Source organism: Halochromatium salexigens (assembly GCF_016653295.1).
Taxonomy (GTDB): Bacteria; Pseudomonadota; Gammaproteobacteria; order Chromatiales; family Chromatiaceae; genus Lamprobacter; species Lamprobacter salexigens.
The window spans coordinates 95295-107123 of sequence record NZ_NHSF01000008.1 but is presented as its reverse complement, the minus strand read 5'-3'; the positions used below and the strand labels follow the sequence as shown (position 1 = coordinate 107123).

Genomic DNA, 11829 nt, shown 5'->3' with positions numbered 1-11829 from the left:
GTGGCTGCGACCATCGATAAGCTCGCGCGCAAGGTCCGCCGCGTCTTCGATTATCTGGGCATGACGGCAAATTCCCCACCCCACGACGCCCGATTGGCGACCGCTGGTTAGAACGGATTTGCCGTGCTCTCGGATGCGCTGGTCGCCGAGGTCTTGCGGCTGACGGGTGAAGCTTAACGGCGGTTTTTGCACCGATGGGGTCATGGCTGCGGCATCAGGTGATTTCCGGTGAACGCCCGATGATGCTCAACGACGAACGACCTCTGCAACCTCAGCGATCGTGGCCGCTGCGCCACCGAGCTCGAAGGCTGTCTCAGCAAGCCTGCCATCGACATCGAGATACCCCAGACTGAGCCTGTCCTCGCAGGCTTGCAGCGCAGCGATAGGGCCGGTTAACGCATCCAACCCATCGGCATGCTCGAGCACAAAGGAGACGTAATGCGCGTCGGCATGATAGAGCGAGGAGGGCGGCTCACCGCTGCGTTCCGCTAGCTGGTGCGTCACCGCGCCGCGTGAGCGGCGCTGGCCCTCATCGCCGCACCACCAAGACAGGCTCGCTGACGAGTCCAGCGCCGCAGCCTTCGCAGACGGCAGAAAGGTCACCCAGACCCGCGACTCATTGCTCGCGGCATGGAGCTTCAACTGATCGCCCTGCGCGTTCTTCACCGCCGCGATCCTCACACGAATGTCATTGCGCGCATCGTAGAAGTCGCTCAGCGTCCAGGGCTCCTGCGCCCAGGCGGTCGCGCAGAGCGCCAGCCCGAAAACGATCAATGCCAAGTGCCCGGGTGCTCGCATAGGCTGCATGGTCGTGCCTCATGGTGTTGGGGGCGATGAATGGCATCCAGTCCTGCAGCATGCGGCTGGCGCAATGCATCGAGACCAAAGACCGAATCCAACAGTCTGTGGCGCTCGGTGTCGAGGCTCCAGGAGACTCGTCAATCGCTGCCCGAGCCAAGGCGAATGCATCCATGCTGAGTCCCTCCGCTGAGCAGGTTCGCGCCGGCGGTATCAGACAACCGATGCGACGGATCTGCGCTCGGCCAACAACAGGACACCCCGATGACCGCCAACCTCCGCCTGACCATCCTCTTCGACAACCGACCGAGCCCCGCCGGACTGACCGCACTCTGGGGCTTCGCCGCGCTGATCGAGGCCGGCGATCAAACCTTCTTGTTCGATACCGGCAGCAACGGGCGGGTGCTGCTGAAGAACATGGCCGCCCTTGGCCTCTCGATGGCCTCGGTCGATCAGCTGTTCCTGTCCCATCCGCACTGGGATCACATGGGTGGCCTGGACTCCGTGCTCGAGGCCAATCCGGCGCTCAGTGTGGTTCTGCACGGGGGCTTCTCCAAACACCTGATCCACGACCTGCACGGCCTCTGCCGCGAGGTCATCGTCGTCGGTGCCGAGCCGCAAACCCTCGCGCCTGGTCTGTTCTCGACCGGTCTGCTCGACAGTCAGCCGCCAGAGCAGGCGCTGATCCTCAACCTGGGCGGCGTCACCATGGCGATCACTGGCTGCGCTCATCCGGGGATGGAGCAGATCGTCGAGCGCGGCCGGGCGCTGCTCGGTCAGTCGATCCGCTGGGCGATCGGTGGCTTTCATCTGATGTATGCCGACGATGCCGAGCTCGCCCGTTCGGTGCAGGCCTTACAGGCGCTCGGGGTGACTGATGTGCTGCCGACGCATTGCACCGGCGATGCGGCAACCATGGCGTTTGAGCAGGCCTATGGTGATCACTGCCTGAGCGGTGGGGTTGGGCGCCGACTGGCATTGTGATCGGCGTCCTAGCAGCGCTGGATGCTGCAAGCTGGACGGTTTGCAAGCGCGTTGGCAATCGATTCGCGGCCCGCTGTGAGCAGACCGCAAGGTTGGTCATTCACTGACCATTCCAGTCGCAGCGATTGATTCGGCGGACGCTTTTGGACCTGTCACCGGGACTGCGCACAGGGTTATCCACAATGGCTGTGGAATAGTCGCGGCTGGTGGATAGCGAGCTGTCGTTGGTGAGGCGATCGTCGTTCGGCAGCTAGAACCTGACCTCCATCAGACCGCTGGCTGAGCGTCCGCGTCAGCCCGATGACCTCAAGTCCGCGGATCAGTCTCGGTGGCTTCGCGCTGAGCATCCTCCCCTGAATCACCCCCATCATCGTCCTGCATGGACGCTTCATCCTCTTCCTCCTCGTCTGCATCGACCAACGAGCCCGTTGCCAGCGTCAACGCGTTTACGGCGTCATCAGCCGCCAGCAGTTCGGCATCTTTACCCGCACGCCGTGCCGATTCGCGCGCGCGGCGCTCCAGATCGATGATCGAGCGTCCAAGGCCATAGACCAGGCGACGCAGACTGTGGGTGGTCTCCTTGCGTTGCTTGTTGCTCAGGAGACCGGCGAACCAGAGTCCATCGAGGAGCATCAGGATCTTGTCCAGCAACAGCACCAGGCGGACATAGTGCGCCAACTGCGGCGAGGACAACTGTAGCGTGACCTCACGCGGATTCGTGTAGCGGGGTACTGGCACGCCACCTTCCTCATCGGCCAGTGCTTTCAGCCTTGTATGCTCGTCTTGTAGCGTTTGGGCGACGGCCTCGATGCGCTCCGAGACCAGGGCCTCGATCTGGTCCATGTCGGACTCTTCACCGATGATGCGCAGCACCACCGAGATCGAATACAGCGCCTTGACCACGAGCACGAACGAATGGCCGCGCTGCAGCACGTACTGGGCATTTTGGCTGTGGATGGTCAGGGTCTGGTCGAGGACCGGTTTCGAGAAGCGGCGTTTCTGAGCGGTTGAGGCAGTGGCCATGCTCGGTCTCCGGGGTCGCGGAAATCCCAGAGGGTAGGGCGAGTCCGGGACTGCCGCAGCCACGAAAGCTCAGCCAGTTCCCGACGATTCGAGACGACCCAAGCATTCTCAATCCCGGGTCGGGAAAGCTCGCCTGAGCGCTGAGGATTTGCTGTCGCCCGGCGTGAACAGGCTGGCTAGAGTGCGCTCAGTGATTGAGCTGAACGGAGAGCGCCTGATGATCCTGAGACAGCGCGAGCATCGAGTGACTAGCTTAGCTGGTGATGCTGGTTTTGCTGCCATTGTTGCGGTCGTCCGAGGACAAGTCCTCTTCTCGGCACCGCTTCTGTGCAGTCTCGGGCTTATCGGATTGCTTTCAGCCTTGACGCCCGTTGCCGCAGCAGAGCTGATGATGGCTGACGTGGCCTTTAAACGCCCGCTGCGGGCGAACGAACTGCTGCGCACTTGGCATCGACAGGCGCGCCGACCCTCCGAAACGGAAGCGGTCGCAGGAACGACCGCATCAGCGCCGACGTTGATGATCCGCACCCTGACCAGCGAACCGGAGCGCTCCCGCAGGCGCTCGCCGAAGCTGACAGGACGGCTCGCCGAGCGCCGGGCACGCTATGCTGGGCTGATCGAGGCCGCCGCTGAGCGTCATCGTCTGGACCCTGAATTGGTCCATGCCGTGATTCGCGCCGAGTCGGCCTATGATCCGCGCGCACGGTCTCCGGCTGGGGCTTGCGGTTTGATGCAGCTGATGCCGGCGACGGCGCAGCGGTTTGCTGTGCGTGATGTCTGGGATCCGGCGCAGAACATCGAGGGCGGTGTCGCTTTTCTGCGTATGTTGATCGATCGTTTTGAGGGCGATCTCAAGCTCGTGCTCGCGGCCTACAATGCCGGCGAGGGTGCGGTCGCCAAGTATGGCAACCGCATTCCGCCGTATCGGGAGACGCAGCAGTACGTGCGGCGGGTGTTGGGGTATCTTGGCCGGGGTCTCTGGGATAGAGGCGAGTGTTTGCCTGCGAGACCGATTGCCTGCTCTGTAGAGTCTGATCCTGAAAGCCGATCGCAGGCCCAGGGCGAACCGGACAAAGAGGCCAACGAAAGCAGTCCGGTGGTCATGCGCAAGCGCACCCAGCCCGTGCGATATGATGTGGGTGCAATAAGCGGTGCGCCATTTAACTGGAGTGGCCACAAGGGATTACGCTAAAGATGTGCTTGTTGAACAACCTGCCATCGCGCGGTTGCAACTTCCGGCGTCGTTAATCGTTAACGTGAATCTCGCGCGATTCATCGTCTGAGGGTGGCCGCAAGCCATGACCGTTAGTGGTGCATCCAGTCGTTCGTGTTAACAGCAATGCGGCTACCAGGTTGCGACGCTAGGCAGCATCGTTAAATTCCGTCGGAGGCCGCGTATCAGTGTGTCATGTTTGTGTCACTGGGTATGCAACTATATGCGCTGAAGGTGCGGGTGCCAGCGGTTCATAGCTAATTAAAACAATAGGTTACAATAAAATTGTAGCCTTGCCAAGGTTGGGGTCGCGAGTTCGAGTCTCGTTTCCCGCTCCAAATCAAAGAATTAACGGCCGCCTTGTGCGGTCGTTTTTCGTTGTATCGCCTTTTTGTCGCACTCGGCTGACATGGGGCGGACCATCTAAGTGCTCACGGACGGTCTTTGGCAGTCAACTGCGCCTGTACCCGCGCGGCGTCCTCGGGGCGGTTAAGATTGACGAAGGGACTGGGGATTTTCTCGAAAGTGACGGTCGCGACTTGATGACGAGCGAGCCATCCCAAAACGCTGCGCCTACCGCTGTGAAGGTAATCGGCAAGATCGGCGTCGATGTCGGTAGGGATCAAGGCGTGCAAAGGCTGGCTGCGTTCTTGGTCGGCGGCGATGGCGATGCGGGCTTGGCTGGCTTGGAGCGCCGCGGCGAGGCGCGAACCAAGATCGACCGGGATCAGTGGAGTATCGCAGGGTGAGACGAGGAGCCAGGCTGGGGCGGAGGCGAAATGGATCTGAGTGCTGCCATCGGTTTGAGCCTCGGGTCGAGCAAGGAGCGGCTGTTGAAGCCATACCCTGATCTGGGCGAGCGCGCTAGCGATGCCGGCGAGTGGACCTTGAAAGGGCTGGATCTGGTCCTGATTCGGCACAGCAGCGGCACTGGGGACATCCAGATCGGCTGCCCGCTCGGCCAACTCTCTGACAGCATGATCAGCCAAGACCGGCCAGCCGAACTGAGCATAGCGCTCGCGATGTCGGTTGGCACTGATGAGCAGGGTTGCGACCTGAGGCCGGAGGGCTTCAGCAACCCACTGCACCAGCGGGCGGCCGTCGAGTTCGATCAGCCCCTTGTCGACGCCCCTCATGCGTCGTCCGGCGCCGCCGGCGAGGATGAGGCCGACGACCTGATCGGTGCGGAAGAGGGACGCAGAAGAGGTCAGGGCGCGAGTCGCTCGATCTGCCAGGGCGCATCGGGGGCTTCTCGGCGGTAGCGGAAGCGATCGTGCAGACGGCTGTCGCGACCTTGCCAGAATTCGATGCTGGTCGGGATCACGCGGTAGCCGCCCCAGAAGTCCGGCAGCGGGATCTCACCGTCGCTGAAGCGCTGTTTGATCTGGGCCACCTTCTGTTCGAGCAGTGAGCGCGAGCGGATGACCTGACTCTGTGGTGAGGCCCAGGCGCCGATGCGACTGCCGCGCCCGCGCGTGATGAAATAACGCAAGGACTCGTGGGTGGGTATCTGCTCGGCGCTGCCAAGGATGCTGATCTGCCGCGCCAGTGCAACCCAAGGGAAGAGCAGCGCGACCTGGTGGTTGCCGCCGATCTGCTGGGCCTTGGTGCTCTGGTAGTTGGTGAAGAAGACAAAGCCCTGGGCGTCATAGAGCTTGAGCAGCACGGTGCGCAGGCTCGGTTGGCCGTTGGCGTCGACCGTGGCCAGGGACATCGCGTTCGGCTCCGGAAGTTGGGCCGAGAGCGTCTCTTGGTACCAGCGCTGGAACTGAACGATGGGGTCGGTATCGAGGTCATCGTGATCGAGCCCGCGCGCCATGAACTGGGTACGCAAGGCGGCGGGATCGGCATGGCTTTGCGCTGGTGTCGCGAGGTAATCCATGAGCGGGTGTTTATTCGCGACCCTTGCGTAGCTGCTCGTCGATCTCGGCCTCGGCGGCGGCCCAGTCGGCTGCAGGATCGCCAGGCGCCCCACCGCGTTTTTCGGCGATGTAGTAAGCAGCTTCCTCGATCATGCGGAGGCGTTCCTCGGGCGTGACCTGGGTCACTGGCGTGAGGGTCACCGGGCGCTCTTTACGGGCCTGCGTACCCTGCGCTGAAACGGGCGAAGCGGAGGAGGTCGGCGCAGGGGACGCAGGGGCTGCGGCAGGCGCGGCCTTGGCAGCAGCGGCCTTCTTCGTGCTCGTCTTCTTGGTTACGGGCGCACTGCGAGCACTGGCGGTCGTATCCGGGCTGCCCACTGGCGAAGGGGTGCTCGCGGCAGCGGTGCCCGACCCCGCCTTCTTGGTGACCTTTTTCTTGGCCGTGCTGGCGCTCGTCGGCGTGCTGTGGGTCTTGGCCGCCGCCGTCTTCTTGGCCGCCGCCTTCTTCCCGCTGGTCTTTTTGGTGACCGGTTTGCTGTCCGGTTTGCGATCGGCCGCGGCGGTCTTCGCGGTAGTCTTCTTGGTTACGACGCTCTTGTCTTCAGCCATGTCGCTCACTCCCCTCCGAGGACTGCTTTGGTGTTCAGCTAGGGCAGAGAATACACGACCTTCCTGGTCAATCGAAGCCTGTTGGCAAGGCGCTGATCACAAGCCCCGGCCCGAGCGATCGATGGCACGCCTCACTGCCTGTCGATGGCCCGCCTCATTCTTCGCGCAGTGCTCGAGCCGGGACCGCCCTGGCGGCGCGCTGGGCCGGGTAGAGGCCGGCGAGCACGGCGGCGAGCCAGGCCAGCAGCAGACCGGAGAGCAGGGTGTGCGGCTGAACCTGCATGGGCATGGTCCAGCCGAAGGAACGCAGGTTGATCACACTGATGAGCAGGTCGCCCATCGCCAGACCGAGCGGGATGGCGAGCAGGCCGGCGGCGAGCCCCATCGCCGAGGTCTGGATCAGGATCAGGGCGCGCAACTGGCCGCGGGTCATGCCGGTGGCGCGCAACACGGCATCATCACGGGCACGCTCGAGTTCGAGCGCCATGAGCGCGCTGAGGATGCCGACGAAGGCGACGCCGATGGCGAGCAGGCGCAGCACCTTGGTGATGGTGAAGGTCTGGTCGAAGATCTCGAGTGAGCGCGCGCGGATGGCGCGGTTACTCTGAACGCTGGTGACGAGATCGCGTTCGGCAAGCAGGGCGTCGACCGCCTGACTGACGACCTCGTCATCGGCCTCCGCGTTCAGGACCAGGCCGAAGGAGGAAATGGCCGGGTCGTCCCAGAGTTCGGCATAGTGCGGGCGCGGCAGGATCAGGGTGCCGCTGTCGCTGCCGTAGTCCTGGAAGATGGCGCCGATCTCGAAGGTCCGCCAACCGCGGGTGGTGAACAGCTCGAGGCTGTCGCCGACCTCGAGCTGGCGACGGTAGGCGAGGGGTTGGGAGATCAGCACCAGCTCGCCGGCGTGCCAGCGCAGCCAGAGCCCCTCTGCGGTCGGGCCTTGGAAGTTGAAGCCGCGCGGCTGGCCGGTACTGGATTCGAGGGCGAGCATGAGCACCGGGCCGTCGCGGGTCTCGATGCGGGCGCTGCGCCCCTGGCTGATGGCGCTGACTTGGGGCAGCGCGAGCAGTTGCTCGGCGAGTTCCGGCGGCAGGTCGCCACCACGACTGGCGCCGCCGCTGGACTCGGCGGAGATGTAGAGATCGCTGGTCAGGGTATCGGCGAGCCAATCGGAGACGCTGGTGCGAAAACTGCCGATCATGATGCTGACGCCAAGCGTGGCGGAAACGGCCACGGCGAGCGCGGCGACGGCGAGACCGGAGCGGGTGATGGAGGCGGTGATGCCGCGCGCGGCGAGGCGGCCTTGGGTGCCGAACAGGCGCCCGAACAGCGGCGTGGTCAGCGTGGCGAAGCCGTGCAAGGCGAGTGGCATGAGCAGGGCGCTGCCAACGATGACGAGGAAGAGCGCGAGGAATCCGATGCCCATGGAGCGCGCGGAGAGGCCGATGAGCGCGATCCCGCTGATGATGAGCAGGATGCCGGTGCTGGCGAGCCAGGGCAGGAGACGGCGGGCTTGGCCTTCGACGCGGGTGCGGCGGATGACATCGCGCGGCTGCGAGCGTGCGGCCTCGAGCGCGGGGCCGAGGGCGGCGAGCAGGGTCACGCCGATGCCAAGGCTGGCGCCCTTGAGCAACGACAGCGGCGCGAGGTGCAGACTGCGCACACTGAGCTGGAAGTAGATGTCATTGATGGTGCGGGTGACGAGCTGCACCAGCCCGGCGCCGACGGCGATGCCGAGCAGCACGCCGAGCACGGCGCCGATGAGCGCAAGGATCAGGGTCTCGCCGAGCACCAGCGCGAAGAGCTGGCCGCGCGTGGTGCCGAGCATGCGCAGGGTGCCGAGCAGCGGCCGGCGCTGAAGCACGGCGAAGGTCATGGTGTTGTAGACGATGAAGGCGCCGACCAGCATCGCCAGCAGGCTCATCGCGGTGAGATTGGTATGGAAGGCGCGCGTCATCTGCGCCAGTGCATGGCTGCGTTGCGCGGCGGGCTCGAGGCGGACACCCGCCGGCAGCGCGGCGGCGACGCGCGCGGCCTCGGCGTCTGTCAGGATCAGATCGATGCGCTCGATCTCGCCGAGGCGCCCGAGCACCTCTTGCGCGGTGGCGATGTCGGTGAGCGCGAGCCCGCTGAGGCGGGCCTGTTCGGGCAGGATGGCGGCGAGGGTCATGCTGACGCTGTCGGCGCCGAGAGCAAGCTCGAATGAATCGCCAAGCTGGAGGCCAAGGCGCTCGGCATCATCGCGGCTCAGCGCCAGGGTGGCGGGATCGCGCAGCAGGCGCAGCAGGCCGATGGAGTCGTTCGAACTCGCACTCAGCGCCGGGCGCATCGCGGCGGCGGCGATCAGGTCCATGCCAAGCAGGCTGAGGCTGCGCTCGCCGATGCGCACCGGTGCGTCGATCACCGGCGTCGCCTTGGTCAGCCCGTGCTCGAGCCGCAGCTCGGCGTAGAGCGTCTCCGGAATGGCGCCGCTAGCGGCGAGTATCTGATGGGTCGCTGGACCGGTGACCTGCTCGAGCGAGCGCTGAAAGCCGCGCTTGGCGCTCTCGTTGGCGAGATCGACGGCGATGACGACGGCGACACCGAGCGCGATGCCGGCGATCGAGAGCCAGGTCTGCCAACGATGGCGCGCCAGATAGCGGCGGCTGGCCTTGAGCAGCGCGGGGGTCAGCATGCGCGGCGCAGGGCGCTGGCCTGTATGGGCGCGAACGCAAGCGGGCGCAACGATGGCCCTGGACGCGTGCGAACCGAGTCGCGCTTCGCGTGACGGCCTCTCACCATGAGAGCACCTCGGTCGCGGTGCTCAGGCGGCCGTTGTCGAGCGCGAGGAGGCGATCGGTGATCTCGGAGACCTTGCGGCTGTGAGTGACCAGGATGAGGGTGCGGCCCTCGTCGCGGAACAGGTGGGCGAGGAGTTCGAGCACCACCTGCCCGGTGCGGGCGTCGAGGTTCCCGGTCGGCTCATCGGCCAGCACCAGCGCCGGATCGTGGATCAGCGCGCGGGCGATGGCGACGCGCTGCTGCTCACCGCCAGAGAGTTCGTCGGGGAAGGCCTCCTCGCGCCCATCGAGCCCCACCTTGGCGAGCCAGTCGCCGACCAGCGTCCGCCGCTCGCGCGCGGGGCGGCCGTTGAGTTCGAGCGGGAGGCCGATGTTCTCGGCTACGGTCAAGGTCGGGATCAGATTGAAGAACTGATAGATGAAGCCGATGTGCGCGCGCCGCAGCAGGGTCAACTCGGGCTCTCCCATGGCGGCGACGCTGCGGCCCATGATCTCGACATCACCGGTGTCGGGCTTGTCGATGCCGGCGAGCAGGTTGAGCAGGGTCGATTTGCCGGAGCCGCTTTGGCCGACCAAGGCGACACACTCGCCGCTGGCGACGGCGAAGTCGATGTCGGCTAATACCGTGCGCCGCTGGCGACCCTCGGCGTAGGATTTGCCGAGGCCGGTGACGGCGAGGATGGGGGGCTGATCGCGGCTGTCGTGATCCATTGGGGTCAGAGCCAACGCACGAGGTAATAGAGACGCTGGCCCTCGGATGAGGACGAGGGGCCGTAGACGACCGCGGGCTCGAGCTTTCTGGCCTGATCGCGTCCGGCGCGGGCCTCGTCTTCGGTTTCGACGACGGTCACGCAGCCCTCGGAGAAACGGGCGCGGTGTTTGCTGGGGGCCTTGATCAAGGCGCAGCGCTCGGCGAGCGAGGTCGAGTCCGCATCGATGATGATCTGTGGCATGCTGTTATACGTTGCGTATTGAGGCTCGGGATCTCGACTCAATGTCGCGGCCTTGCCCCTCAAGATCAACCCACGCGCGGCGGATGTCATCCGCGTTCGGCGCTGACGGATGCCGCTGATCCGCTATCATCGGGCGTCATCGAATCCATGTTGGAGAGTCCAGTCTCGATGCATACCTATCACGCCCTGGTCCTGAACCTTCATCAACCGCCCGGTAACCTCGAGCACTTGCTCGATGAGCAGACCTGGGAGGCCCAGGAGATCCTGTTCGCGCTCGATCGCATGCCGCGCAGTCTCTGGGGCCAGGAGGATCTGGCGCGGGTGCATCTGTCGCTCTCCGGCACCTTGCTGGAAACCCTTTCCAATCCGGAGTTTCAGGCTCGCGTCTACGGCATCGTTGATTGCGGCAAGCTGCTGTGGTTTTTGCAAAACCAGCAGATCTTCGACATTCTCAGCACCGGCTACTACCATCCGGTGCTGCCGCTGATCCCCAGCGCTGATCGTCCCGAGCACCTGCGGCGCTGGCAGGGCATTGCCCAGCATCTGTTCTGGCGCGCGCATTTTCACGGCTTCTGGCCGCCGGAGATGGGTTTCTCGATGGAGCTGATCCCGCTGCTGCGCCGTTTCGGCTATCGCTATGTGCTGGTGGACAGCGAGCACGTCGAACCGGTCGATTCGATGAGCTGGCAAGAACTCCGGTATCGTCCGCATATCGCCCGCTACGGCGATGATGAGATCATCGTCGTCGTGCGCGACCGCGAACTCTCCGATGCGCAAGAATCCGGCATGGACCCGGGCTGGTTCGTCAATGAGGTCGCCGAGCGCACCCGTTGGTGCGATTTCCCGCCGCTGGTGACCACCGCGACCGATGGCGAAAACGGCGGTTGGTTTCGCAACGTCACCGATGGGGCCAATTACTGGTCAGCCTTCTACCTGCCTTTGCTCGATATGATTCGGGCCGGCGATGCGAACCTGCGCCCCAGCTTTATCCATGACTATCTCGATACCCACGGCGCGCACGGCGAGGTGCGTGTCGCGACCGGAGCCTGGAACACCGGCTGGCACCACGGCAAGGGGTTTACCCAGTGGACCGGCTCGCAGACCCAGCGTGACGTCATCGCTCGCTATGAGGTACTCAGCCAGCGGCTGCACGGCTGGCTCGATCAGGCCTGTGCTGCCAATGCCAATGCCGGTGTCGAAGACTTAAGCGCAGCTGAAGAGGGCAGCGTGCCGAGTGCAGCAGAAGCGTCCAGGGACGGTCATTGGGGCCTGTCGACCGCCGAGGGTGGTGGTACTCAAGTCGTGAGGCCGGACCAGTCGGTGGCCAGCCTTGAACAGTTCGAACAGGCCCAAGCGCAACATGCGGCAGGCTCAGCGCAAGCGATGGAGGCTTTCCCGCCGTCGCTGCGGCAATGGCTCGAAGACGCGCAATGGCATCTGCTGCGCGCCGAGACCAGTTGCAATATCTTCTGGGGCGAGGCTTGGTGCTATCGCGCCGCCGCTGATCTCGATGTGGCGGAACAACTGCTTGATCAAATCGATACCGAGACGAAGCGCCAGTAATGCCATTTCTGGAAGATGCAGGCTGGATCAATGGGGCATGATTG

The 11829-nt window shown here is 64.5% G+C and carries 11 protein-coding genes; 3 read left to right on the top strand and 8 right to left on the bottom strand.

The window, feature by feature from the left end; all coding sequences use genetic code 11:
- Positions 1-246: 246 nt before the first annotated feature.
- The gene (locus CCR82_RS01165; RefSeq protein ID WP_201243357.1) at positions 247-807 is read right to left on the bottom strand and encodes a hypothetical protein; all 561 of its coding nucleotides are present in this window, start codon (positions 805-807) and stop codon (positions 247-249) included.
- A 255-nt stretch (positions 808-1062) separates the two neighbouring features.
- Here CCR82_RS01165 and CCR82_RS01160 point away from each other — a divergent pair, with 255 nt between their 5' ends.
- Positions 1063-1782 (top strand): MBL fold metallo-hydrolase, encoded by a 720-nt coding sequence (locus tag CCR82_RS01160; protein ID WP_201243356.1) that lies wholly within the window; start codon positions 1063-1065, stop codon positions 1780-1782.
- Between the two features lie 306 nt (positions 1783-2088).
- Here the strand turns inward: CCR82_RS01160 and CCR82_RS01155 are convergent, their stop codons facing one another.
- Positions 2089-2805: a hypothetical protein gene (locus CCR82_RS01155; protein ID WP_242513156.1), complete on the bottom strand. Its 717-nt coding sequence runs from the start codon at positions 2803-2805 to the stop codon at positions 2089-2091.
- A gap of 190 nt (positions 2806-2995) precedes the next feature.
- On the opposite strand from CCR82_RS01155, the gene CCR82_RS19020 reads away from it, so the two are divergent.
- Positions 2996-3997, top strand: coding sequence for a lytic transglycosylase domain-containing protein (locus CCR82_RS19020; RefSeq protein ID WP_338073069.1), 1002 nt, complete (start codon positions 2996-2998; stop codon positions 3995-3997).
- 452 nt (positions 3998-4449) lie between these two features.
- Here the strand turns inward: CCR82_RS19020 and CCR82_RS01145 are convergent, their stop codons facing one another.
- The 6 genes from CCR82_RS01145 to CCR82_RS01120 form a co-directional block, all read right to left on the bottom strand.
- Positions 4450-5181 carry a molybdenum cofactor guanylyltransferase gene (locus CCR82_RS01145; RefSeq protein WP_338073071.1) on the bottom strand — a complete coding sequence of 244 codons (732 nt, stop codon included), beginning with the start codon at positions 5179-5181 and terminating at the stop codon, positions 4450-4452.
- Positions 5182-5225: 44 nt separating this feature from the next.
- Complete coding sequence (pdxH, locus tag CCR82_RS01140) at positions 5226-5900, bottom strand: pyridoxamine 5'-phosphate oxidase (protein ID WP_201243354.1); 675 nt, start codon at positions 5898-5900, stop codon at positions 5226-5228.
- A 10-nt stretch (positions 5901-5910) separates the two neighbouring features.
- The gene (locus CCR82_RS18345) at positions 5911-6489 is read right to left on the bottom strand and encodes a DUF2934 domain-containing protein (protein ID WP_242513155.1); all 579 of its coding nucleotides are present in this window, start codon (positions 6487-6489) and stop codon (positions 5911-5913) included.
- A gap of 154 nt (positions 6490-6643) precedes the next feature.
- A complete protein-coding gene (locus tag CCR82_RS01130; RefSeq protein WP_201243353.1) occupies positions 6644-9163 on the bottom strand; it encodes an FtsX-like permease family protein in 2520 nt (839 codons plus the stop codon).
- A 100-nt stretch (positions 9164-9263) separates the two neighbouring features.
- Positions 9264-9980 carry an ABC transporter ATP-binding protein gene (locus CCR82_RS01125; RefSeq protein WP_201243352.1) on the bottom strand — a complete coding sequence of 239 codons (717 nt, stop codon included), beginning with the start codon at positions 9978-9980 and terminating at the stop codon, positions 9264-9266.
- Positions 9981-9985: 5 nt separating this feature from the next.
- Positions 9986-10222 carry a hypothetical protein gene (locus CCR82_RS01120; protein ID WP_201243351.1) on the bottom strand — a complete coding sequence of 79 codons (237 nt, stop codon included), beginning with the start codon at positions 10220-10222 and terminating at the stop codon, positions 9986-9988.
- A gap of 168 nt (positions 10223-10390) precedes the next feature.
- Between CCR82_RS01120 and CCR82_RS01115 the strand changes: the two genes are divergently transcribed.
- Entirely contained in the window at positions 10391-11785 is a 1395-nt protein-coding gene (locus CCR82_RS01115) for a polysaccharide deacetylase family protein (protein WP_201243350.1), read from the top strand.
- The last annotated feature ends 44 nt before the right edge of the window (positions 11786-11829 follow it).

What these genes read in the sequence shown, in the direction of transcription:
- CCR82_RS01165 (WP_201243357.1), bottom strand. Translation starts at nt 807, where the DNA reads ATGCAGCCTATGCGAGCACCCGGGCACTTGGCATTGATCGTTTTCGGG.
- CCR82_RS01120 (WP_201243351.1), bottom strand. Translation starts at nt 10,222, where the DNA reads ATGCCACAGATCATCATCGATGCGGACTCGACCTCGCTCGCCGAGCGC.
- CCR82_RS01155 (WP_242513156.1), bottom strand. Translation starts at nt 2,805, where the DNA reads ATGGCCACTGCCTCAACCGCTCAGAAACGCCGCTTCTCGAAACCGGTC.
- CCR82_RS01125 (WP_201243352.1), bottom strand. Translation starts at nt 9,980, where the DNA reads ATGGATCACGACAGCCGCGATCAGCCCCCCATCCTCGCCGTCACCGGC.
- CCR82_RS01115 (WP_201243350.1), top strand. Translation starts at nt 10,391, where the DNA reads ATGCATACCTATCACGCCCTGGTCCTGAACCTTCATCAACCGCCCGGT.
- CCR82_RS01130 (WP_201243353.1), bottom strand. Translation starts at nt 9,163, where the DNA reads ATGCTGACCCCCGCGCTGCTCAAGGCCAGCCGCCGCTATCTGGCGCGC.
- pdxH (WP_201243354.1), bottom strand. Translation starts at nt 5,900, where the DNA reads ATGGATTACCTCGCGACACCAGCGCAAAGCCATGCCGATCCCGCCGCC.
- CCR82_RS01160 (WP_201243356.1), top strand. Translation starts at nt 1,063, where the DNA reads ATGACCGCCAACCTCCGCCTGACCATCCTCTTCGACAACCGACCGAGC.
- CCR82_RS18345 (WP_242513155.1), bottom strand. Translation starts at nt 6,489, where the DNA reads ATGGCTGAAGACAAGAGCGTCGTAACCAAGAAGACTACCGCGAAGACC.